Raw genomic sequence first — 21,457 nt, 5'->3', positions numbered from 1 at the left:
CTCTTCGTTTTTAGCCACTAGCGGCAAGATACAGCGGAACAGCAATGCCCTTAAACGAGAACGTCCTCGTTTGCTTATACCTGTCTTTCCTTTGCGATCACCTGAACTGTTCTCTACGAGATTAAGTCCAGCTAACCGTATAATCTGCTGTCCGTGGTCGTAGCTATTTATATCCCCAATTTCAGCAAGGAAACCAGCAATAGTGACAACACCTACGCCTGGAATACTTAGCATTTCGGCAGTTCCGGGGATTTTCCCCAATATCTCTAAAACGTCTTTCATAATCTGTTCTTCTTGTTTCAAGTAAAGATCGAATTCTTCTAGCAGCAAACGAAGCTGAACCCGCGCAGCGACTAGACCTTCTTTAAGCCCAATTGAAACCTCTGCTGCTGCATAGAGCTGTTCAGCACGCTTGATGCCGACTCCGCGTTTAACTTCCTTCTTCCAACACGCAAGAATATCTCTGGCGCCTTTAGAGACAATCTCTTCTGGTGTCGGGAATTGGCGCATCGTCATCAGGGACGCCTTCCCATCCCAGCTTTTAAACACCTTCGCATACCCAGGAAAGTAACGATCGAACCAATTGACAATCCTGGATTTAACTTGTGTTAAGCTGCCCATGATCTGCTCCCTTGTGTTCATCAAAATCCGTAAGTCTGCATATTCCTTTGTGGGTAATTTGGGCTCCGTGTAATTCCCGTTTCGAACGAGGTTGGCAATAACTTTGGCGTCCTTGTAGTCGCTTTTTATTTGTGTGTTGTCCTCAAGTTCCTTGCTTTTGTTCACATGGTGAGGATTGACGAGAACCAATTTGATTCCTTCATTCTGCAAGTAAGCAGCTAGTGGAAACCAGTAGTGTCCGGTAGGCTCGATACCCAAAATGATATCCGTCTTGCTGTGAGACTGCTCGAGCTCCTTCATCCACGTTACAAGGCTTCCTAGCCCCTTTGCATCATTACTGAATACACAATCCTTGCCGAGCTCAATTCCACGAAAATCTACGGCCCTAGCGACATGAAGCCGCTTGGCAATATCTACGCCAACAACGAGCGTTTTTTCGGTAATTCTTGTAATACGTTGATTTTGTTTCTGTTTCATCTTATGCTTCATAGTGAGTGCCTCTTTTCGTATGTGGGTTTAGTTCTTGCCGGAACGTTTCCCAGTATACTAGAGGCGCTTTTTTCTTTCAAAGCTCAAATTACTTCATTACAGGAATGGCTCCTTAAAGGGCATTCAATTCAATTTCAAAGCCCATATCTTCAATAATTTGATGATCAGCCGAAATATCTTGGCCTGCTGTCGTTAAATAATCGCCAACAAAAAGCGAATTTGCAGCGTATAGCGACAAAGGCTGCAGTGAACGGAGGTTTACCTCGCGGCCGCCCGCGACACGAATTTCTTTTGCCGGGCAAATGAACCGAAACATCGCTAGAACCTTCAAAGCTTTTATAGCCGGAGTACGTCCAGCTTTCTCGAGCGGGGTCCCCGGAATCGCATTCAGGAAATTGATTGGAATCGAATCCGCATCCAGCTCGCGGAGCGCGTAAGCCATTTCAACGATTTCTTGATTCGTTTCCCCCATACCGATAATGACGCCCGAGCAGGGAGATATGCCGTGCATCTTCACCTTCTCTACCGTTTCAACTCGCTGGTCGTATGTATGAGTTGTCGTAATCGACGGGTAGTTGGCTTTGCTCGTATTCAGATTATGATTGTATCGATGTACGCCTGCTTCCGCTAAGCGCTCGGCTTGACCGTCCTTTAACAGTCCCAAGCAGGCGCATATTTTGAGCGGCATCGTATCACGGATTTCTTTTACCGCATCTACGACTTGATTCAGTTCCCTTTCCGTTGGACCTTTCCCGGCCGCAACAATGCAATAGGTGCCTGCCTTGCGAGCCATCGCTTCGCGGGCTCCTGCTACCAATGTGTCCTTATCGAGCAGCGTATATTTTTGAACGGGCGCAGTTGATACGATAGATTGCGAGCAATAGCCGCAGTCTTCGGGACAAAGGCCGCTTTTGGCGTTGATGATCATGTTCAGCTTCACTTTTTTGCCGTAATAATGCTTCCTCACCGTAAAAGCAGCTTGCAATAGCGGAAGCAGCTCTTCGTTGTCCGCTTCAAGTATCGCTAGCCCTTCCTCAACCGTTAAAAGCTCGCCATTAAGCGCTTTTTGGGCAAACGAACTCCATTCAAAATTAACATCTACCGTATTCATTATCCTTCAGCCTCCGTTAATTGAGCAGCTAATCCTTGTAGGATAGGTGTCAATAGAATCTTTTCTCTTACCGTCTTGATCAACAATTGTGTATTCTTCTCGTCATGAAAACGTGGAAAACGACCGAGTACCTTTACGCCGCAATATCGTTCGATTAGCTTTGCGTTCAATGCAACACTCGGATCGTCGTGTATGTCTGTCGATTCGCCATCGTTTAAAATAATGCCGATGATCAGGATCTTGCGTTCACGTAGGAAGGACACCGTAAGCAGCGTGTGGTTAATCGTGCCGAGACCTGAACTCGCCACGATTATGACGGGTACGCGCAGCTCCGTAATCAAGTCTGCAACAAGCGCGGTATCAGTCAACGGAACTGCAACGCCGCCTGCTCCTTCGACAAGCAGTGACTCGTAACGCTTCGCCAAAGGCTTGCCTGCGTCGATTAGCTCCCGCAGCGTTAAGCTCTGCCCCGCTTCCTTTGCAGCGAGCAGCGGGGCAAGAGGTGCCTCAAATGTAAATGGCCCCACTGCTTCCGCCCGTTCTTCAATGCCGGAGCATTGCAGCAGACGTTCTGCGTCGGTAGCTCCGCTGCCAAGAGGGGCGCCTGACTGCACAGGCTTCCATACGCCGACATTTAGCCCTTCAGCGCGCAGCGCAGCAGCAAGAGCACCCGTAACGATTGTTTTCCCAACGCCGGTGTCCGTTCCCGTTACAAATAATCCGCGTATCCCATTCATGAATGTAAACCACCTTCAGTAACATCAATTATGGATTGCACCAAAATATCCGTCATTGCAGCAAGCTCAGCATCTGTGCTGGCAAGCGGAGGAATAAACACGATGACATTGCCAAGCGGCCTCGTAAGCAGTCCTAGCTCTTTAGCTCGCCTGCTCGTTCTGACGCCAATTCGTTCTGCCCATTCGTATGGCTCTCGTGAAGCCTTATTGCGTACGAGCTCAATTCCGATCATCAGTCCCTTTTGCCGGATATCGCCGACATGCGGACGGTTTTTAAGCGCAGCGAGCTTTTGCTCTACAAAGGACGCCTTTATGTTTACTCCTTCAAGCATGTTACGTTCTTCAAACAGCTTCATGCTTGCCAATGCAACTGCACATCCAAGCGGGTTGCCCGTGAAGGAATGTCCGTGGAAAAATGTTTTCTGTTCCGTGTAATCCGCATAAAAAGCATCATAAATCTCATCCGTCGCAAGCGTCGCTGCCACCGGCAAATAGCCGCCAGTCAGCCCTTTTCCTATAACCATCAAATCAGGCGAGACCTGCTCCAGATCGCAAGCGAACATCGCACCCGTCCGGCCAAAGCCCGTTGCCACCTCATCCGCGATAAGCAGCACGCCATACTGTCGGCACAGCGCGGCCATCTCGCGTAAACAACCCGGCGGCATGACGATGATCCCACCGGCTCCCTGCACGATCGGCTCCACAATTAGCGCAGCTATCTCATCAGCCTTTGTCTCAAGGAGCATTCGCAATGCCGTTAGTGTAGCTTTCATCGCTTCTGCAGCTCCGCCTTCATGGCGATAAGCATTCGGGTAAGGAATCACGTGGGATGGAAAAAGCATGGGGCGGAACACGTCATGATAGAGCGGAATAGCACCTACGCTGACTGCGCCAATCGTATCCCCATGGTACGCTTGATTCATCGTGATAAACGTTGATTTGCCCTTTATCCCGAGGTTATGCCAGTATTGAAATGCCATTTTGATCGCAATCTCGACACCGGTTGCTCCGGAATCAGAGTAAAAAACTTTATTTAAGCCTTTTGGAGCGATAACTGCCAATCTCTCTGCCAGCTCAATTGCCGGTACATTTGCCATTCCGAGCAAAGTGCTGTGGGCGACTAGCTCCAGCTGATCCCTGATCGCTTGATTGAGCTCCGGCACGTTATGCCCGTGAACGTTGAGCCAGACGGATGAGAAACCGTCATAATAAGCACGGCCCTGCACATCATATAGCCGGACGCCTTCCCCACGTTCAATGATGAGCGGATCTGCGTCATTATAGTCCTTCATTTGGGTAAAAGGATGCCATAGGTGCGCCTTGTTCATTGCGGTAAGCCATTCGTAACTCCGTGTCATAATAATCTCCATCCGATAATCATTCCTATTGTTAACCACAATATTTTTATTTAGGTTAACAATAGATTGCTGCTAGTTTAGCAGACCATCATATTCCTGTAAAGAGAAATCAATCCCTTCGTTTAATTAATGGAAATAATTTCATTAATTCTTCCTATGCATAAAAAAATCCGACGAATTCGCTTGTTAGGCGAACGCCGGATTTTCGTTTTATTTTCTTTTGAAAGCCTCTGCCGGAAGCTTCCTTCGCCATACAAACTGCTCATCATGCGATAATGTATCTTTAATAACGAATTCTGCCACCGCCCCAATCACTATACCAATTACTCCAAACATTCCCAATAGCCATATAGCCAAATAGGCATAATCCGCAGCCAACAGAAACCGCCTCCTGAGCGCTTTCTATATAGGTATGCGGATTTGAATAGCTTTAGTATACGTTTCCAATATGCATATCCATCGTTAAACGGCTCATACTAACTGACGGACATTGGATAACAATGCTAAGGTCCAACCTTACTGGATTGGAGGGAAAAGCGATGCTTGAAAATGTAGACAGCAGCTATAATTGTGCGAATGCGTCTCATGATTTACCAAGCTTATTACAGGAATTAGAGCAGCTAGAGCAAGCCGAACACGGAGAACAAACCGAAGAAGAGCAGCAGCACTTGAACCGGATTCGAAACCAAATCCATTTCATTCGAAACAAATGCGATATTCCGCATGAGTCATAACGCGTTTAAAGAAAGTACCCCCAAAGGCTGTAAATCCTTAGGGGGTATTTTATCTCTTATATTCGCATTGGACTATTCTTCATATGTGAATGTTTCAGAATAAACGCAGCGGTGTAGTTAATCAAATACGAAGTTATTCATTATAGAATTGTTCAATAAACTAACAAATTCGTCATTTGTTTTATCAACAAATTCAAACAACCTTCGTTTATTGTTATACTCACAATGAAAAGTTGGAGGGGTTTTAATGGAGCACTGTTTTTATCAGAAAAAAATTGAAGAGGTACGTGCCGAAATGATCTTAATTTTTGATGCATGCAACAACCTCACAGATCAGGCAGTTGTCAAAATCAGCCAAGAGCTTGATTATCTCCTCAACGAATATTCAGGCTGCTTGGCCAAAGCAGAGCGACAATCAAGCTCTCTTGCACGTATAGGCTGAGCCCTTTTATTTTGCAAAAAATTCAATGGCATTGCTCTCATCCTTGAGAACAGCAAATATAAATTGAAGCCCGGGAGTAACCCATTCTTCCGCTACTTCAGGCACTGTAAAGTCCAGATCAACAATAGCGCTATCCCAAATTTCGATGGAATCTTCACTGCCGAGCTCGTTTAAAAACGATAATTTAAAAATCATCGGGTCTCCCTCGTCATCATAATGCTCGGACACTTCGAATCCGGTAAATTGCTGCACAACGATCTTGTAATCTACATCATTTTGCAAGTGGACGATGCCTGATTTGCCAATCAATTGTTGAACGGCCTCTGCAAACTGATTGTGAATGTCGTTATTATACATGTTTAAAGCCATCTCCTGTCTATGTATCAATGTGCTGTTTACACTTGATTCTAAGTAGCTTGTTCTACCTAAAGCATTATAACCCGCTAGACATCAGCACTGCAATCTGAAGGGTAAGCTTTTCTTTACAAAATCCCAAAAAAGTGTTGACTTCACTTCCTTATCCTGCTATATTATTAATTGTCGCTAATATGATCTGGTAGCTCAGCTGGGAGAGCACTATCTTGACAGGGTAGGGGTCACAGGTTCGAACCCTGTTCAGATCACCATAACTTAAACGTCGAAAGCCTTTTATATCAAGGCTTTTTTTGTTTTCATCTCCGATATTGGGTAGATCGAGTACTGCTGCGAGTAAGCTGGTTAAAAGATCCCTATACGTGAAACGAGCCTTTAGAAGCGCTAAAGGCTCGTTTTTTTATATTCTGGTCAGATAGCAACCCCACCCCACGTTAAACTAGCTTCAATTGTCTGATTTAATATCAATCGTTCTGTTGTCCGCATCCCATACCACTGTGGCTCCCAATCCTTCACTAACAAAACGAAGCGGCACCATGGTCATACCTTTTATTACTAGCGGAGGACCCACCAGCGTCAACTTCACGCCATCTTTCATTCCTGCTGTCGTTCTAATCTTTAATTTCAGCTTATGATCGGAGTTAGAGATCGTAATATTGCCCTCACTATACTGAACCTCTGCTCCCATCCCCTCTAATACACCCCGAAGTGGTATATAGGAAATTCCTTTAATAACAATAGGATTTGCCGAGAGCGGTACTCCAACGCCATTAAGCTTGACGTTAATCGCCTTCCAAACGGGCCTTAGCTGCGGTTTCAACGCCTCGCCCGAGAGCTTTGCATAGGCTTGGAATTCTTTATCATCAACGGTCTCATTCCCTGTAATTGAACTGATTGTATCGTAAGTACTGACGGTTCCATCTGTTTTTAACAATAGAATCTGATTATTTGTATGGAAATCAAATTGTCGTATTTCTTCTTTACCGATATTCAAATCATGTTTTTGCATACTAGGAACGGAAAGCGAAGCGGAATCCCACCACAGCAAATCTCCATTTTTCTTGGAAACCGCACAGAAAACACCACAGCTTATCATTTCGACACCGCTCGCAATTTGTTTCAGCTTCATCAATTTCTGTAGCTCCCACAACGTTCCATCTTCCTTGGTCACATAAATCCGATAGTATGGCGAAATTTCAACGATGTTTTTGACTTTATAATCAGCTAGCTTAATCGGCGCATGTTTTACAATTAAATCGATATTGCTAAAACTGCCAAGCCCACCCCATACCCACGTACTTCCGTCCTTCGCTACAGCGGCAGAAAATAATGACCCAGCATAAATGGATTCAATATTTTGTAGATTAGGCACCTTCATAGGAATCAGTGAACTTGAAATAGATTGCTTCCATTCCGTTCTTCCAAGCGCACCATAGGTGGGATTTCCCCAGCTCCACACCGATCCATCCGACTTTAACGCGATGGCATGGTTGCTCCCTGTTTTGATATCAACGACACCGTTAAGGCCCTCTACTTTAACCGGTTTCGTTATATATTCGGAAGCTGGAGGGTAGACTCCATCTCCTTGAAATCCGTTGCCTCTGCCCCAAACCCAAACCGTTCCATCTTTTTTTAGAGCAAAGCTATTTTCGAAACTCGAGGCAATTTTTACAACATCCCCCAAAACAGGTACAGCAGCTGATTTGAATCCAGTCGTACCGTCCCCTACTCCACCCATGTAATTATGTCCCCAAGCCCATACGACACCTTCACGATCCAAGGCAAGCGCAGATCTATGATATTCCTGCGTGCTAATTTGCACAATATTATTCAAGCTTTTGACTTTCGAATCGGATGAAGCATGTACATGGCCAGAAAACATAATCATAAGGACAAGGATAAAAATAATAGGTTTGAATATTTTTCTAATTTTCATAGCAGCTCCTTTTTGTAATTTTTTGTATTATTAAGTTTGACGAGAGTTTTTTCAAAAGGTTGCGTTGTACCGGTTCCGAATTTCTTCGCTTTATCAATAAAGGCAGGGCCACTCTCCTAAAGATTAATGTTTTCTTGCGAATTGCAACAAATTGAATTATTATTGCGTCAAATAAGTGCTGCAGCAAAATAAACGAAGAGGTGACCGTATGAGAAAACGACCGATAATAATATTGACGCTGGTTGCAATGATGCTCTTCACGCTCGGACAAACCGTCTGGGCATTTAAAGACGTAAAAAATGATGTAAACGAGCAAAAAATTGCCGAGCTAAAGAAACTTGGCATACTAAGCAGCAATAAAGAGGATAAGTTTAATCCGAAGGGCAAGCTCACTTATGCGGAAGGCGTAACCTTGATTGTAAAAGGGTTAGAGCTCAACATCGATCATATTCGCTTCATTAAAGAGCCTAAAGCAAGCGATTATTTCACTAACCTGAAGGACAATGCATGGTATTCGCAATCGTTTATCATTGCTAATCTTAATGGACTTGAAATTCCGAAAACAGTCAAAGCTAATGATGTCATGACTCGTGAGCAGTTCGCCCACCACTTGTTCAAAGCGATTTTGAAAAAAGGCGATTTTGCCTTTATCGAAATTTATATGATGCTTGAGGATGAGGCAGACGTTAACAAGGATTACATGGAAAGCATCCAAAAGCTGCTCATTAGCAAAATCGTCACACTGGATAGCTCGAATAAGTTTTATCCTAAAAAAGCGATCACGCGAAGCGACGCCGCCGGCTGGCTCTATGATGCCATTACATTCGTAAAGGAGACGACTCCTATTCCTGAATTGCCCGAACAGCCTAAGCTAGACCTTAAGCTTACTGTGAATGCCGTAAACGCTGACATTAATAAAGTAACCATCAGCGCACAAGTGCCGCATCCTGGTTACAGCATCCGGATCTCTTCCATTGGATTTGAAGGAGACCGGGCGATTATTTATGTCGAAACGATTCTCCCTGATCCAGATAAAATGTACCCGCAGGTTGTAACCGATGTTCAGGTTTCGACCTACGTAGATGCAAAGCTAAAACCAGTGCTTCAACAATCCGCTTCTTCAAGCGAAGCATCGACGGGCAGCGCGATCAGCGCCAAGTAACAAAGACAGAAAAAGGCTTCTCCTATGGTATGAGCAATCGCTCAGTCATCGGAGAAGCCTTTTTTTTAACTGCTTCTTAGTTCAGACAGCATAGGTATCGTCCAGTCAATAGGCTCGCTCCCAATCGCCTCTAGAAAGTCATTCGCCCTTGAGAAAGGCTTGCTTCCAAAAAAACCCTTGCGAGCAGCAAACGGACTTGGATGCGGCGAGGATATAATATGATGCTTGTCCCTATCAATATGAGCGGCCTTCGCCTCTGCGTGCTTGCCCCACAGCATAAATACGACAGGCTTGTCCCTTTCATTCATCGCCGCAATGATTGAATCGGTAAACCGCTCCCACCCTAGTCCCTGATGCGAATTCGGTTTGCCCTCCTCCACCGTAAGCACCGTATTAAGGAGCAGTACGCCTTGCTGCGCCCAAGATACTAAACTGCCATGGTCAGGAATCGGAGCACCCACATCCGCCTCCAGCTCTTTGTATATGTTCTTTAAAGATGGCGGCACCTTCATGCCCGGCTGCACGGAGAAGCTAAGCCCATGTGCCTGCATAGGTCCGTGATACGGATCCTGCCCCAAAACGACCACCTTCGTCTGTTCATAGGTTGTATAATTTAGTGCATTAAAAATATTTTGCTTCTCTGGGTAAACCGTCACCGATTTATATTTATCATCAAGATAAGCAAGCAGCTCAAGCATATAAGGGGCTTTGAGCTCCTCCTCTAGCCGCTGCGTCCAATCGTTACTGGGCATTATCGTCACATCAACGTCTCCTTCTAAGCTGTATAAATAAAAAAATTCCCTATTCTTACTTATCAAACCAATTCAAATAATATTGATTAATATATTGTCCCGCTAACATATAAGGAACGGTTTCTTCTTCAACGAACGATTCCCTGCCCCTGATGCTAAAATAAAGCCACAGCGCGAGCCCTTCAGAGAATGCCTCAGCATTATATTCCGAACCATTCAACAGATTAGAAATAACGCCCATGCAGCTCTCAATTGCGGCCTCCCCTTCTGGATGATGCGCTTGGAGCTTTATTTTCAGATAGGAATAAACATAAGGAAACTCTTTGCTTCCTGACAAAATGGTGCTAAAAAGCGCAGTCGAGATAGCAGCAACCATAATGCCCGTTTTCCACTGCTCTCTGTTTTCTAATAGAAAATGATCATCCTTGAACCTATCGGTTAAATCATGATATAAAGTATCCTTCAACGAAAACACTTCCGCATATAAACGGCGTGAGCTTTGCTTAAGTGAAGACTCCTCATTCTTATGCTTATTCATCATCCGCCTACTTCCCCTTATTTGATCAATTATTGCGTTACAGCTTCTAGTTTACTTCATTCAAATTAGTGAAAGCAAAAGTTTGCAATAAAAAAAGCCGGCAGCGTTTACACGCAGCTGGCTCCGCTCGTTTTTTTCAATTGGCATGCACAACTTCCGTACCCGCGATAAAATCATGAATGGCCCGCTTATCCTCTCGCAAACCAACCATAAAGGCGCTGACGATGGCTGCAATACCCAAAGTTACTCCGTAAATTAGCCCTCCGACAACATGTCGCAGCAGCATCGTTCCTAGACCAGGAGGCGAACCGTCAAGCTTTCTGATCTGAACCCCGCAAATACGCTTTCCAATCGTATAACCTCTCCAAAAGACGGGAAGCAATAGCGTATAAAGGAATGAAATCACATCTGTATAATATTCCCTTCCCTCCAACCCACCGGTAATAATCAATGAAATAATAAATAAAGGAACACCAACGATAATACCGTCAAGCAACGCAGCTCCTAGTCGAATCCAAAATCCTGCATTCATGTTCGAAATCCCTCCAAAACAAGATAATAGTATGGCTTCATGACACTGAGCAACCAAGATAAATTTTTCGCTTATCAAATAAGGTGTATGCGTGAGCCAAACTCATGTATGCCTATTTTGTAAGATTCGGGATGAAAAGATTAACCATCATATTTTTTGACAATATTATCAATTATGTATTCTGACTGATCGGATTTCAAAACAACGTTTCTCAAACCTATTAATTTCTCATTGAAGGAGTTTCTTAAACAGGTGAATTCAAACAAAGAATTATTGATTAAACAAGCTTATGCCATCCCTAGCTTAAGACAAAATATTCTTAACAGAGGTACGATGTACCTTTATTGCGATTACGCTGGATTCTCAGCACAACATAAATATGGAGTAGCATGCTGCTTTGTCTACAACCGAACCGTACAGGTTACTGCAAAGAGAATTCTTTTAGAACATGACGAAGGTTCAAATTACGGAGAGTTACTCGCTATCCAGTACAGCCTAGATATGCTTGCGAAAGCATTAATCGATCATCAGCCGAAACAAGCTTCCATATTTACGGATTGTAGTCGTATAGATCCTATTTTATCGAGGGACTATTTTTCAAATCCTTTTTATGAAAAGGCTAGAGCCGAAATTATTGCTTCTCTAAAGAATTTGAACATGAAGTTCCCAGAGATTAAAGTAAAAGTAAAATATATGAGCAAGCATAAAGAGAATAATCCATTACACAGGTTGGCTCATAATGCTGCAAGACAAGCTGCAAATAAGTAAGAGTAGCACAAACATTCTTATTCAAAAAAAAACCTCATTCGCAGGCGTCTTTTTAAGTAAGATATTGCATGTTTTGGAGGTAATTATTGAAGCAAGGCCTTAACGCTCGCATGCAATCAAATCTTTGTCACGGTCACTTTTCTTATTGGCGTCATAAACAGCCTGTGAAACAAAAGGCTTATATTTCGTTTTTCCACCTTTGTTTTTAACGGAGGAAGTACGAGCAACTCCGCCTTTGTATACCTTATTCAACTCTGTGCAGTTTTTATATGTAACGATCTTTGCTTTTGCTTCTGCTCTTTCAGTTGTATTTAAAGAATAACTTAGAAGTAGTCCTAACGATATGAAAATTACAATTACCTTTTTAATACTAACACTTCCTCTTCATTAATATTACGTCTTCACTAAAATGGATCATTTACTCTTCATCGCTGCTTACAAAGGAGAAACGAACATCAAAAAAGGATGTTTTGGTGTTGTATGGATAAACTCGAAAAGAAACAGACTCATTTTTGTAGTATTCATTAATTACGCAATGAAATTGAAAACTATTTATTGTTATATTCTTAATTCGTTTTCTAAAAGGCTTCATCCGTATCTCATCAGGCAATATCTGAAATATACTATATTTAAAAGTTTAGTCAATAAAAAATCCTCCTTCGATCGTACCTGATTTTGTCAGATACTACAAAGGAGGTTTTCCAGCTTCTAGAGCCATATGTATTTCGTGAAAATTGCCCTTTTCCTCTCTCTCCCCTGTATTGGTATGTAGAATAATATACCCCAAGCCATCCTCTTTGCAATAGACCCAAACCGCCGTAATGGTCTATTCCTACCTGAACAGAATGAATATTTCATCATACGGTAATACCCATATTTTTCTTTGAAAAAGGTTACCTTCGTTCTCTCTCCCCCACTTCAAACAAAATGCCCCTAAAAGATTTACATTTACTTAATTATTTTAAGTTTTTAAGTTTTTAAAATCCTTTTCCCATTTATCCCATTGATGATTAAGGGTATTTTGTAAAATTCGTTCTAAATTGCTTAACCATAAAAAAACATCTAGAGCAGAAAACGATTTCTTGAAATCCTCAAGAACTTCATTAATAAACTTAAATGATGGATGTTTCTCTCCCAAATATGAACTTGATTCTAAATAAACGCTCTGTCTTATGGTCATTGCCATTTGAAGTAGTTCATCTTCAGACAACCGTTTGATTTCATCTTTATCTCTTATCGCTACTAGAATATCCCTGAGATTTCCAGTATCATTAAAAAAACTATATTCGGGTGGTACTTCTGGAAGAAATATAGGCTCCCCCGGTTTGAAGTAATAGACAGGGTAACCACACTTTTGTTCGTAATTGACCTTATCATTTATGTCAATCGGCTCACTGACTTCCCTTAATTCTTGAAGAAAATTTAATGGCGCTCTACACCAACTCCAATCAGCTTCTGGAATTGAAAGTTTACTATATTGGGCTTCTATCTTATCGTCCCATCTTCTCGAATATGATTCGTGGTAATGAGTGCCATGTATACTCTCGCCTTCATAGTTGTAGTAGTAAACTACAACAGCCCAAGAGTCGTGGCTTTGATATATAATATCTGTATAATGTAAAAAACCTCGCGGAAGTAACCAAATCACTCGTTCTTCATTAAGCTCATTTAACAATGGTCTGATCTTAGATAATTTCACTTCGTCAGCATTCGCCGAATCAAAAACAGGCTTATTACCTCTTACAGGTGGCTTCAATAAAGGCTCTTGCCATATCAGCCTTTCTAATTGCTTATAGTCACTCTCGAAATCTTCTTCTTTAATCATTCCAAGAGCAAACCGACTGTTCATGAAGTCAGGGAGTAAGTAATCACCATTTTCTTTCAGTTCTAAAGCAATCGGGATGAACTTATCTTGCTTATTGCTCCCATAGACTTCAGGAGTAATGATTCTTGTCTCAGTCCCGACTCCTCCGGCTCTATTATTAGCTCTCTCGCAATATCTATTATCGCAAATAACTAGTACCTTATCAGCTTTCCTGATACTATCTTCCATGAAATGAAATCTATCATGACCGATTTCTCCATGCCATCTATCAAGAATAACATTAACACCCGAATCAGCAACTAGCTTTTTTGCTAGATCAAGAACCCTTTCTTTATGCTGTTCTGAAGTCCAACAATACGAAATAAAGACCACTGGAATCTTTTCCTCACTGCCCATGCCTAACTAACCCCCTGCAATATTATCAAAAATATTTTACCATATTATTACTTCGATCAGATAGAAAAAAAGCAGAGAAAACTTCTCCGCTTCGCCAAAACATCTCACCTATTAGTCTTTCCTCATCAACAGTGAGCAACACTCCACATGATTGGACTACTGGTCATTGATAAATTTGGCTATTAATGGCGGTGGCGGCAAACTTGTATTGAATGTTCGCCTAAACATCCGCTTGACTTCAATTTTTTCAACAAACCGATGAACCATTTCGGGTGTCAGTTCCACTAACTTCATTTACTGCTTGAGTTCTTTTTTCTTTCGAACAATACTTTCCTCTGTACATTGATTCCATTGTAGAGTGTCCGCCAGGAGAAAAGTCGCCCTGTTCTGGATGCTTATTTGTTATGGCTGCGCCAGCAACGATCCCGCACGTTACCGAAGAGCAAGCTTGGAGAAGCCATCGGCTACAGCTTAAACCAATGGGAAAAGCTGACGGCTTTCTTAGAAGACGGTAGGCTTGAGATTGACAATAACCGAAGTGAGCGAGCGATTAAACCGTTTGTAATTGGTAGAAAGAACTGGCTGTTTGCCAATACGCCTCGCGGCGCAAAAGCAAGTAGTATCATCTATAGCATGATGGAAACGGCGAAAGAAAATGGGCTGAATCCGTTCAAATATCTGATGTATTTGTTTGAGCAGCTCCCGCAGCTCCCGATCCGAAAAATCCGGAAACGCTAGACAAGCTGTTGCCTTGGTCAACATCGCTACCGCTGACTTGCCACGTGTTTAAATCTTAATCCAGCTTATCTTAGCTCTCATCTGATGATAAGGTGGGGGCTATTTGACGCTTACTTAGCAAAGGCGGCACTTTTATTATTCCATGAAATAGTTCAAAATAAATGTACGTTCTATCGAAGTGGAGGTCTTCCGTTGGTCGATAAATTATCGAAAGAAAAAAGAAGTGAGCTTATGAGATCGGTTAAAAGTAAAAAATCTCTGATCGAGAACTCTGTAACTCGTGAACTTTGGAAGCGAGGACTTCGATTCAGACGGAATGTAAAAGAACTTGAAGGTAAACCTGATATAGCAATTAAGAAAGACAAAATAGTCGTTTTCATTGACTCCTGTTTTTGGCATATGTGTCCTGTACATTGCAAAATCCCGAAATCTAACATTGAATTTTGGGTGACTAAATTGGAACGTAATAAAAAACGAGACGTTACAATTACGGATTACTACAAAGAGCGTAACTGGAATATTCTTCGAGTTTGGGAACATGAACTGAAAGAGGATTTTGAGCGTTGTATAAATACCATTTATGTTTTTATCTTGGGGGTGAAAAAGCAAAATGCCCGGAGAAACATCTCCGAGCACGAGTAAGTTTATTCTTGTCCGACTTCACCCATCATTCTTAAATCATCCTCAGATATTTCCGATGATGGAACTAATTTATATTGTCGTTCTTCAACAACTTTAAGTTCGTCGTCTTGTATAATTAATTCAAACATAACGATTAAATTCGGTTCTTTTGCATGTACGGCGATAGCCTTGTGTTTTAGGGTAGGGTATCTGTACTTGCAGTATTCAAGGTCTTGCTTTATCTGTGTGATTCCGATTTGATCTCCGCCGATTTTGGCTTGAACTGGAATGATGAAATGTTCGCCTTTTTTATTTAGTCCAACATAGATTTCGTCAATTTCAATCTGTCCTATGCTAGGAATTTTGGTTCTCAGATGATTTTGTAACGAATAGGTCGTTATTCCCGTAAAGATGTCAATTAGACGGTTATAACGAACTCTAGCTAACAAAGCTTGTTCATCGGAGAAAGCATACTTGCCGATAATTTCAGGAGTTGAATCGGGTATCTTGATTTGATACAAGTTGGGGTTTGGTGAGATTTTTGCGCCCGACGAATATAGTTTGAATCGGTACTTTGCATCCCCTGTTCCTTCAATAGTCCATTGTTCCTCACCCGAGCATGTATCGAGAATTTCTTTAGGGAAAGCTTTTCTAAACCGATAAGAATAAATTACATCGCCAATATTCTTCGGTAGTTTAATTCCAAGTTTTTCGGCTGAGCGTTCAATGTCTTCGCGTACAAAATCAAATTCTCGTAGCCCCTCTTGGTAATAAATAAAAAATATATGGCTTATTATTTTATCGTATTTTGATGCCACTCTGCTTCCTCCTTCAATTATTGCTTCGCGGTCTCTTGTTCCTATAACATCTTTGGAAACATTGTGTTCTTTTGCCGCCGCCGACATATTAAAAGCTAGCAATTCTTCGTTTATAAGGCTCAAAGTTTGTGTCGGACGCATCAAATTACCGCCTAGTGCTAATGCGATTTGTTTTGCTACTGCTCTTGCTAAAAGCGGCGGAACGGCATTACCTACTTCTCGGAAGCCATGCCATTTTGTAACGTGTAATCTAAACCAATCGGGGAAAGAATGTAAACGGGCGGCTTCCCGAACGGTTATTACCCTTGGGTACAAATAATGGATTGGTCTTGGACTTGTGAAAGCACCATGTTTACTATCGCTTCCTGCTCTTAATGTATTACATACACCATCAGGATGAAGCTTGAGAAAACGGCTAACTGACTCGACCTGTCCTTGCTTGGTTTCTATAAATCTTTGTTTGGATTCGTCGGTGTGTTTTGTACGTATAGAAGATGTTAAAATGTTACGATTGCGATTTCTAGGAAGCGAAAAATCGTCATCATCCTCTCGAAGCCCTGCTAGGTATTTAGCATAATCGCTTATCGGCTCAGTTTTCAATTCTAACCAATCCTGGGTTAGTAATTCCTCAAACATGTCAACATCAGGTAAATCAGAAATAGCATCATGAACAGATACACCTAGCGGCAAACTACTCTCACTGATGGTTAGAGTCGTCCCTTTTATTTCTCTTGGTGTAAATATAGGACTAGGGTATTCAATTAATGGATTGCCTTTATAAGCACCATAGAGGAAAAGCCTTTTCCTACTTTGCGGCACTCCAAATGAAGATGCATTTAATACTTTATACGGTAAAGTTATTTCATAGCCAATACCTTGAAAATCGCTAATTATTGTTTGAAGAAGGTTTTTCGCAGTCCCAAGCGTCAGACCGGAAACGTTTTCCATAACAAAATATTTTGGTCGTATCTCACTTATTATTTTGTAGAAGTGGAATAAAAGGACATTTCGCGCATCGTCGGATAACCTTCTGCCAATCATCGAGAAGCCTTGACAGGGAGGCCCACCGAATACAACGTCAATTTCTCCGGGCTTCTTACCAACTTGTTCGAGAATGGAATGTCCTAAAATTTTACTTACATCCGCACATATTACTTTAGTTTGAGGGAAATTATATTGATGCACTGATGCATGTATCGGGTCATATTCAACCGCCGCGAGTACATCGAAACCAGCTTGTTCAAACCCAAGAGACATTCCCCCTGCACCTGCGAAAAGGTCGATTGCTGTATATCTAGTGCTCAAAACTCCTTACCTCCTTGGAACAGGTCGTCCATTATAATAGTTTATACCATAAATAAGTGTAAGAGAAGACTGTGGATTCAAATTAATAATATTACATAAGCAAACTAAAGCACCCCCTCGCTTGTGTCGCGAAAGAGGTGCTTCCTCAGTCCGTTTTATTTGTACGAATTATAATACCACGTATATCTCTCGATTGGCAAATAATCTTCGTTTACACAATCCGCCCTGCTCTATTCTTAACTGGCATAAGCCTGTTCAAAGGCGAAGCCATAGCATATTGTTCATTCATGTCGCTTTCAGCAAGGTTTACATTGCGTTTGGTCATCGTAAGGTCGGTGTGTCCCAATGACCGCTATAATGCCAACGAGTTACCGCCCCCACGCAGGAAGCCAATTGCAAAGGAATGCCGAAGATCATAGGGAATGATTTTAGTCCCTAGCTTCTTTGAATACATTTCCATTCGGTCGCCCCAAGTGTAGCGAGTCAAGGAACTACCTTCATTCGTGCAGAATATCGACATTGCCTTCTTCCATTCCTTCGGGCGGTTTGCAATCAGATCACCAATGGCTTTAGCGGTCTGAGGGCTAAGATTCATCGTCCTAGAAACTCGTGTCTTAGCGTTCTCTGCACTAACATTGAAGTCATCAAGAAGCAAGGAGAACTCATTGGGGCGGATACCAGTATCTAGCGTCAGCAGGATTAATGCGAAGTCCCTAAGCCCTGCATACGTCTTTTTATCAGGCGCATTGATAAGGGCAATTAGGATTACTTCGTCATGCTGAACTATTCTGCCCTCTTCTTTACGCTTCTTAAAGCCCTTCAAAGGATTCTAAGTGAGTAGTCCCGTCTTATCTATGCACCATTCATAGAAGGCGCGTAAGTACACAAGACGGTTGTTATAGGTCGCAGGTTTGATATTATCTGCGAAGTATTCACAGAGCCACTTTTCCAACTGGTGGGGCTGACTCACGAAAGCATCAGAATATCGCTTATAGAACTGACTCACATGACGCTTATAATCATCGAGCGTTTGTTTACTAAGACCCTGTGCTTTTTTCCATGCCATGAAATTCTCTAGCGTTTCTTCCCATGTAGTGGGAATATGCTCACTGATTTTTAATACCCTTGCTCTCGTCATGTTGTGCATGACTCCTTTCGTGTCTTCCTAATGTAAATATCGTTACAGTAGGTACATCGTTGCGAAAGACGCCGGAAGCTTTCCATAGAATCCTGTGTGTATGAAAAAAAGCCCTGATGTGGAAATTCACCACACAGGACTCCTTATGTACAATGGTTAGATACTAACTCTACAAAGTGCGTAAAAGCTAGGTATGCCGAGGACGGGAATCGAACCCGTACGGTGGTCACCCACCGCAGGATTTTAAGTCCTGTGCGTCTGCCAGTTCCGCCACCCCGGCATGTTATGAAGGTTTTGCTTATGGTGGGCCCTGAGGGACTCGAACCCCCGACCAATCGGTTATGAGCCGACCGCTCTAACCAACTGAGCTAAGGGCCCTCGAAAAACGTCTATTTCAACGTATTCATCGAAAGGTTGGTTGCGGGGGCAGGATTTGAACCTGCGGCCTTCGGGTTATGAGCCCGACGAGCTACCGGGCTGCTCCACCCCGCGACGTATATCCATTTGAGCAAAGCTTCTTGAAATGGCGACATAAAATAATATACTATACGGGGATGTTTTAAGTCAAGCAAAATATTCTAATATAATTATATTTCTTTTTTAAGGAATATATCTCACGCCAAATCGTCCTTTTCGGGATCTAAAAACCTCGACCTCACGTGGACAATCGTAGCCATAGACCCACCAATCATTTTCCATTCTCCTGACAAGGCAACCAGCTTGAAACTTCGTTTCGTATAGGCGCACCCAGTACACCCATCTCATGCGAATCCCCCCACTTTATTATAGGATAAGCAGCTTATTTGCCACACCAATAAAGGCTGTAGCCATTAGAATACCCACAAATTCGGATAATACTAGTGTAAATGACTTAATCCTTTCCAATTGCTTCTTATATTTCATGCAAATCGGGTATACTCAAATTAGGTCATTACGAAGGAGCTGATGTCCATGTTATTTGGAATAGTCGTTTTCCCGGAAAAGCATGTGCAAGATGTCGCTAATAGCTGGCGGAGACGCCATGATCCGCATTACTCAGCAATTCCTGCTCATCTCACTGTTAGAGAAGCAGAGGAATGGACAAATGACGAGCTGCAGGTTGCCGTCGCACATTTGGAGAAGGTAACATCGACCATGCCCGCATTCACCATCGAATTGAACCGAGTCTCGACCTTCTATCCCGTTAATCATGTGCTCTATCTGGCGCTTCAAGACACAGTTGCAATGCAGGAGCTCCACGAGCAGGTTTGCAGCGGTCCATTAACTAGCACCGATGGAAATAACGTTTATACGCCGCATATCACGATCGGGCAAGAGCTTTCCGCAGATGAGCTTCACGATCTATATGGCAATCTTCGAATGCAATCTACTGACCTCGTTTCCAAAATCGATCGCGTTCACTTGCTTTATCAGACCGATAACGGCTCTTGGACTGCTTTTCAGTCGTTTCTATTAAGAGGGTAGACAAATGTCCATTACAAAGGAAAAAGCCCGCAAACGGCGCTCAGGCCGATTGCGGGCTTTTTACGATATTATTTACTTATCATCTTGCATCACTTCGACTGCTCCGCCGCCATCGGTAGCTGCTCCAGTCGGATTGTTTTTGATTTTTTCAAGCACAGCATTTCCTCGTGTTTCCCACTCCGCAAGCGCTTCTTTTGCTGTCTTCGTTTTCTTGATGACTTCCTGGAAGAGCTCGTAGCCAGGCTGTTGAGCTTCCCATATGCCTGGTTTAGTACGATAAATAAGGTCAGCATCCGAGCTTGATGGCGGAAGCGGCTTAAGCGTAGTAAAGGCATTCATGTTGTATTGCAAGCCGCCGATCGGCGACAAGAACTCTTTGCGTGCAACCATCTCATAAAGGCTTCTCGACTTCAGCTTCGCCCATTCCTTGCTGTTTGAGAATTTAATAAAATCCCAAGCGTCTTTATCATTTTCCGCTTTGCTGTTAATCCCCATCAGCTGGCTAAGCGTGATGCTGCCGCCAACATCCGGATCGTTAGGATGAACGGGTACCGTCACGACATCCCAGTCTACAGGCTCAAAATCTTTGATTTTCGAAGCGTTGTCCGAAACTTTCTTGAGCTCGTTAATATAGCCATAGTCGCCAATTGTCATTGCCACTTTGCCTTTGATGAACAAATCACCGTAGAAAGGATCATTGCCATTGCCGCCATCAGTGCTTTGCTTCTCATACATTTTGTTAATGAATTCTTGAGTCGGAACAACCTCTTCTTGGTAGAGGGATGCTACTGTACTCCATACGCCTTCCCATTGATCGCTGTTAACAAGCATTTTCTCAGCTTTTTCATCCCACATTTTCAATTGAAGCGCTTGGCTGTAAATTTGCGTGTCATTAAAGCCATCGGATGGCCAGCGATTGAACGAGAAGCCGAACTTGCGGTCTTCTCCCTCACCTTTGGCAACTTCACGAGCAAGGTTAAGAATATCTGCCCATTGCATCTTGTCTGTTGGCGGAGTTACACCTGCGTCAGCGAACATCTTCTTATTATAATAAAGGGCAGAAGAGTTGAACGTAGGCGTTAACGCGTAGAGATTGCCGTCGCCTGCCGCTTTAATACCGTCAATAACAGTAGGTACATAATCGCTCAAATCAAATTTATCTTGCGTTACGAGCGGATCAAGCGGTTGAAGCAGGTTATCCTGCGTCAATCTACGCAGCATATTGTAGTCTAGAACAACAACATCTACTGGATTTTGGCCGTTTATCATTTCCTTCATCTTCTCATAAGGATCAGGCTGCGTTGAAGGCTTGGATGGATCTTGCTGCTCAAAGCGCTGTTCATCATAGTTGATCGCGCCTACGATTTCGAACTCGATGTTTGGATGCGACATTTCATACATATCTGTGTATTGCTGGCGGAAATAAGGCTCGTTATCCGAACCGCCGTATAGCACGCCAATCCGCAATACCCGCTTTTCCGCCGACTCCTCAGAGCCGCCGCTGCAAGCAGCAAGCAAGCCAATTAGCAAAGCAAGCGTTAAGCTAACCAAAGTAAATTTACGAATCCGCATACCTGACAACCGTTTAGTATTCATTCGA

At 42.9% G+C, this 21,457-nt stretch carries 22 protein-coding genes, 4 tRNA genes and 1 pseudogene; 8 read left to right on the top strand and 19 right to left on the bottom strand.

Going from position 1 to position 21,457, the window contains the following annotated elements:
- From AC2TDN_RS09215 to AC2TDN_RS09195, 5 genes are all read right to left on the bottom strand, one after another.
- A partial coding sequence (locus AC2TDN_RS09215; RefSeq protein ID WP_484687736.1) for an IS110 family RNA-guided transposase occupies nt 1-1,110 on the bottom strand: 1,110 nt, incomplete at its 3' end.
- A 112-nt stretch (nt 1,111-1,222) separates the two neighbouring features.
- Nucleotides 1,223-2,221, bottom strand: coding sequence for a biotin synthase BioB (gene bioB, locus AC2TDN_RS09210; protein WP_484687735.1), 999 nt, complete (start codon nt 2,219-2,221; stop codon nt 1,223-1,225).
- Nucleotides 2,221-2,958, bottom strand: coding sequence for a dethiobiotin synthase (bioD, locus tag AC2TDN_RS09205; RefSeq protein WP_484687734.1), 738 nt, complete (start codon nt 2,956-2,958; stop codon nt 2,221-2,223). The genes bioB and bioD overlap by 1 nt, the downstream gene beginning before the upstream one ends.
- A complete protein-coding gene (gene bioA, locus AC2TDN_RS09200; RefSeq protein WP_484687733.1) occupies nt 2,955-4,316 on the bottom strand; it encodes an adenosylmethionine--8-amino-7-oxononanoate transaminase in 1,362 nt (453 codons plus the stop codon). The genes bioD and bioA overlap by 4 nt, the downstream gene beginning before the upstream one ends.
- A gap of 210 nt (nt 4,317-4,526) precedes the next feature.
- Nucleotides 4,527-4,694: a hypothetical protein gene (locus AC2TDN_RS09195; RefSeq protein ID WP_484687732.1), complete on the bottom strand. Its 168-nt coding sequence runs from the start codon at nt 4,692-4,694 to the stop codon at nt 4,527-4,529.
- 161 nt (nt 4,695-4,855) lie between these two features.
- Between AC2TDN_RS09195 and AC2TDN_RS09190 the strand changes: the two genes are divergently transcribed.
- Together AC2TDN_RS09190 and AC2TDN_RS09185 are read left to right on the top strand one after the other, a co-directional pair.
- Nucleotides 4,856-5,050: a DUF2524 domain-containing protein gene (locus AC2TDN_RS09190; RefSeq protein WP_484687731.1), complete on the top strand. Its 195-nt coding sequence runs from the start codon at nt 4,856-4,858 to the stop codon at nt 5,048-5,050.
- A 247-nt stretch (nt 5,051-5,297) separates the two neighbouring features.
- Nucleotides 5,298-5,492, top strand: a complete 195-nt coding sequence (locus AC2TDN_RS09185; protein ID WP_482066835.1) for a Spo0E family sporulation regulatory protein-aspartic acid phosphatase — start codon at nt 5,298-5,300, stop codon at nt 5,490-5,492.
- 6 nt (nt 5,493-5,498) lie between these two features.
- Here the strand turns inward: AC2TDN_RS09185 and AC2TDN_RS09180 are convergent, their stop codons facing one another.
- The gene (locus tag AC2TDN_RS09180; RefSeq protein ID WP_484687730.1) at nt 5,499-5,849 is read right to left on the bottom strand and encodes a hypothetical protein; all 351 of its coding nucleotides are present in this window, start codon (nt 5,847-5,849) and stop codon (nt 5,499-5,501) included.
- Nucleotides 5,850-6,042: 193 nt separating this feature from the next.
- Here AC2TDN_RS09180 and AC2TDN_RS09175 point away from each other — a divergent pair.
- Nucleotides 6,043-6,118: transfer RNA gene (locus tag AC2TDN_RS09175), tRNA-Val, on the top strand.
- Nucleotides 6,119-6,309: 191 nt separating this feature from the next.
- On the opposite strand, the gene AC2TDN_RS09170 is transcribed toward AC2TDN_RS09175, so the two are convergent.
- Complete coding sequence (locus AC2TDN_RS09170; RefSeq protein ID WP_484687729.1) at nt 6,310-7,800, bottom strand: stalk domain-containing protein; 1,491 nt, start codon at nt 7,798-7,800, stop codon at nt 6,310-6,312.
- 208 nt (nt 7,801-8,008) lie between these two features.
- Between AC2TDN_RS09170 and AC2TDN_RS09165 the strand changes: the two genes are divergently transcribed.
- Nucleotides 8,009-8,962, top strand: coding sequence for an S-layer homology domain-containing protein (locus tag AC2TDN_RS09165; protein WP_484687728.1), 954 nt, complete (start codon nt 8,009-8,011; stop codon nt 8,960-8,962).
- Nucleotides 8,963-9,027: 65 nt separating this feature from the next.
- Here AC2TDN_RS09165 and AC2TDN_RS09160 read toward each other — a convergent pair whose 3' ends face one another.
- The 3 genes from AC2TDN_RS09160 to AC2TDN_RS09150 all read right to left on the bottom strand — a co-directional run bounded on the left by AC2TDN_RS09160 (nt 9,028) and on the right by AC2TDN_RS09150 (nt 10,784).
- A complete protein-coding gene (locus AC2TDN_RS09160; protein ID WP_484687746.1) occupies nt 9,028-9,714 on the bottom strand; it encodes a uracil-DNA glycosylase in 687 nt (228 codons plus the stop codon).
- A 55-nt stretch (nt 9,715-9,769) separates the two neighbouring features.
- Nucleotides 9,770-10,255 carry a hypothetical protein gene (locus tag AC2TDN_RS09155; RefSeq protein WP_484687727.1) on the bottom strand — a complete coding sequence of 162 codons (486 nt, stop codon included), beginning with the start codon at nt 10,253-10,255 and terminating at the stop codon, nt 9,770-9,772.
- Between the two features lie 133 nt (nt 10,256-10,388).
- Nucleotides 10,389-10,784 carry an RDD family protein gene (locus AC2TDN_RS09150; protein ID WP_484687726.1) on the bottom strand — a complete coding sequence of 132 codons (396 nt, stop codon included), beginning with the start codon at nt 10,782-10,784 and terminating at the stop codon, nt 10,389-10,391.
- Between the two features lie 252 nt (nt 10,785-11,036).
- On the opposite strand from AC2TDN_RS09150, the gene AC2TDN_RS09145 reads away from it, so the two are divergent.
- Nucleotides 11,037-11,552 carry a hypothetical protein gene (locus AC2TDN_RS09145; protein WP_484687725.1) on the top strand — a complete coding sequence of 172 codons (516 nt, stop codon included), beginning with the start codon at nt 11,037-11,039 and terminating at the stop codon, nt 11,550-11,552.
- A gap of 99 nt (nt 11,553-11,651) precedes the next feature.
- Here AC2TDN_RS09145 and AC2TDN_RS09140 read toward each other — a convergent pair whose 3' ends face one another.
- On the bottom strand, nt 11,652-11,903 hold the full coding sequence (locus AC2TDN_RS09140; protein ID WP_484687745.1) for an excalibur calcium-binding domain-containing protein: 252 nt from the start codon (nt 11,901-11,903) through the stop codon (nt 11,652-11,654).
- A gap of 610 nt (nt 11,904-12,513) precedes the next feature.
- A complete protein-coding gene (locus AC2TDN_RS09135) occupies nt 12,514-13,773 on the bottom strand; it encodes a toll/interleukin-1 receptor domain-containing protein (protein WP_484687724.1) in 1,260 nt (419 codons plus the stop codon).
- Between the two features lie 363 nt (nt 13,774-14,136).
- Here AC2TDN_RS09135 and AC2TDN_RS09130 point away from each other — a divergent pair.
- Nucleotides 14,137-14,570, top strand: a pseudogene (locus AC2TDN_RS09130) (IS66 family transposase); the annotation flags it as partial.
- Nucleotides 14,571-14,703: 133 nt separating this feature from the next.
- The gene (locus tag AC2TDN_RS09125; protein WP_484687723.1) at nt 14,704-15,153 is read left to right on the top strand and encodes a very short patch repair endonuclease; all 450 of its coding nucleotides are present in this window, start codon (nt 14,704-14,706) and stop codon (nt 15,151-15,153) included.
- 2 nt (nt 15,154-15,155) lie between these two features.
- Here AC2TDN_RS09125 and AC2TDN_RS09120 read toward each other — a convergent pair whose 3' ends face one another.
- The 6 genes from AC2TDN_RS09120 to AC2TDN_RS09095 form a co-directional block, all read right to left on the bottom strand.
- Nucleotides 15,156-17,255, bottom strand: a complete 2,100-nt coding sequence (locus AC2TDN_RS09120) for a DNA cytosine methyltransferase (RefSeq protein ID WP_484687722.1) — start codon at nt 17,253-17,255, stop codon at nt 15,156-15,158.
- A 352-nt stretch (nt 17,256-17,607) separates the two neighbouring features.
- Nucleotides 17,608-18,078, bottom strand: coding sequence for a tyrosine-type recombinase/integrase (locus AC2TDN_RS09115; RefSeq protein ID WP_484687721.1), 471 nt, complete (start codon nt 18,076-18,078; stop codon nt 17,608-17,610).
- A 6-nt stretch (nt 18,079-18,084) separates the two neighbouring features.
- The gene (locus AC2TDN_RS09110) at nt 18,085-18,393 is read right to left on the bottom strand and encodes a site-specific integrase (RefSeq protein WP_484687720.1); all 309 of its coding nucleotides are present in this window, start codon (nt 18,391-18,393) and stop codon (nt 18,085-18,087) included.
- A 194-nt stretch (nt 18,394-18,587) separates the two neighbouring features.
- Nucleotides 18,588-18,673, bottom strand: a tRNA-Leu gene (locus AC2TDN_RS09105).
- Nucleotides 18,674-18,694: 21 nt separating this feature from the next.
- Nucleotides 18,695-18,771 (bottom strand) — tRNA-Ile (locus tag AC2TDN_RS09100).
- A gap of 37 nt (nt 18,772-18,808) precedes the next feature.
- Nucleotides 18,809-18,885 (bottom strand) — tRNA-Met (locus tag AC2TDN_RS09095).
- Between the two features lie 459 nt (nt 18,886-19,344).
- On the opposite strand from AC2TDN_RS09095, the gene AC2TDN_RS09090 reads away from it, so the two are divergent.
- Entirely contained in the window at nt 19,345-19,857 is a 513-nt protein-coding gene (locus AC2TDN_RS09090; protein ID WP_484687719.1) for a 2'-5' RNA ligase family protein, read from the top strand.
- Between the two features lie 72 nt (nt 19,858-19,929).
- Here the strand turns inward: AC2TDN_RS09090 and AC2TDN_RS09085 are convergent, their stop codons facing one another.
- Nucleotides 19,930-21,453 (bottom strand): ABC transporter substrate-binding protein, encoded by a 1,524-nt coding sequence (locus AC2TDN_RS09085; RefSeq protein WP_484687718.1) that lies wholly within the window; start codon nt 21,451-21,453, stop codon nt 19,930-19,932.
- Between the last annotated feature and the right edge of the window lie 4 nt (nt 21,454-21,457).

This window comes from Paenibacillus sp. Y660 (assembly GCF_057221575.1).
Note: the sequence above shows the minus strand (reverse complement) of the source record. Positions and strands in the feature narration are given on the sequence as shown.

Bases quoted from the DNA above. Each gene is read 5' to 3' on its own strand.
- bioB (WP_484687735.1), bottom strand. From the start codon at position 2,221: ATGAATACGGTAGATGTTAATTTTGAATGGAGTTCGTTTGCCCAAAAA.
- bioD (WP_484687734.1), bottom strand. From the start codon at position 2,958: ATGAATGGGATACGCGGATTATTTGTAACGGGAACGGACACCGGCGTT.
- bioA (WP_484687733.1), bottom strand. From the start codon at position 4,316: ATGACACGGAGTTACGAATGGCTTACCGCAATGAACAAGGCGCACCTA.
- AC2TDN_RS09190 (WP_484687731.1), top strand. From the start codon at position 4,856: ATGCTTGAAAATGTAGACAGCAGCTATAATTGTGCGAATGCGTCTCAT.
- AC2TDN_RS09185 (WP_482066835.1), top strand. From the start codon at position 5,298: ATGGAGCACTGTTTTTATCAGAAAAAAATTGAAGAGGTACGTGCCGAA.
- AC2TDN_RS09180 (WP_484687730.1), bottom strand. From the start codon at position 5,849: ATGTATAATAACGACATTCACAATCAGTTTGCAGAGGCCGTTCAACAA.
- AC2TDN_RS09170 (WP_484687729.1), bottom strand. From the start codon at position 7,800: ATGAAAATTAGAAAAATATTCAAACCTATTATTTTTATCCTTGTCCTT.
- AC2TDN_RS09165 (WP_484687728.1), top strand. From the start codon at position 8,009: ATGAGAAAACGACCGATAATAATATTGACGCTGGTTGCAATGATGCTC.
- AC2TDN_RS09160 (WP_484687746.1), bottom strand. From the start codon at position 9,714: ATGCCCAGTAACGATTGGACGCAGCGGCTAGAGGAGGAGCTCAAAGCC.
- AC2TDN_RS09155 (WP_484687727.1), bottom strand. From the start codon at position 10,255: ATGATGAATAAGCATAAGAATGAGGAGTCTTCACTTAAGCAAAGCTCA.
- AC2TDN_RS09150 (WP_484687726.1), bottom strand. From the start codon at position 10,784: ATGAATGCAGGATTTTGGATTCGACTAGGAGCTGCGTTGCTTGACGGT.
- AC2TDN_RS09135 (WP_484687724.1), bottom strand. From the start codon at position 13,773: ATGGGCAGTGAGGAAAAGATTCCAGTGGTCTTTATTTCGTATTGTTGG.
- AC2TDN_RS09110 (WP_484687720.1), bottom strand. From the start codon at position 18,393: ATGACGAGAGCAAGGGTATTAAAAATCAGTGAGCATATTCCCACTACA.
- AC2TDN_RS09090 (WP_484687719.1), top strand. From the start codon at position 19,345: ATGTTATTTGGAATAGTCGTTTTCCCGGAAAAGCATGTGCAAGATGTC.
- AC2TDN_RS09085 (WP_484687718.1), bottom strand. From the start codon at position 21,453: ATGAATACTAAACGGTTGTCAGGTATGCGGATTCGTAAATTTACTTTG.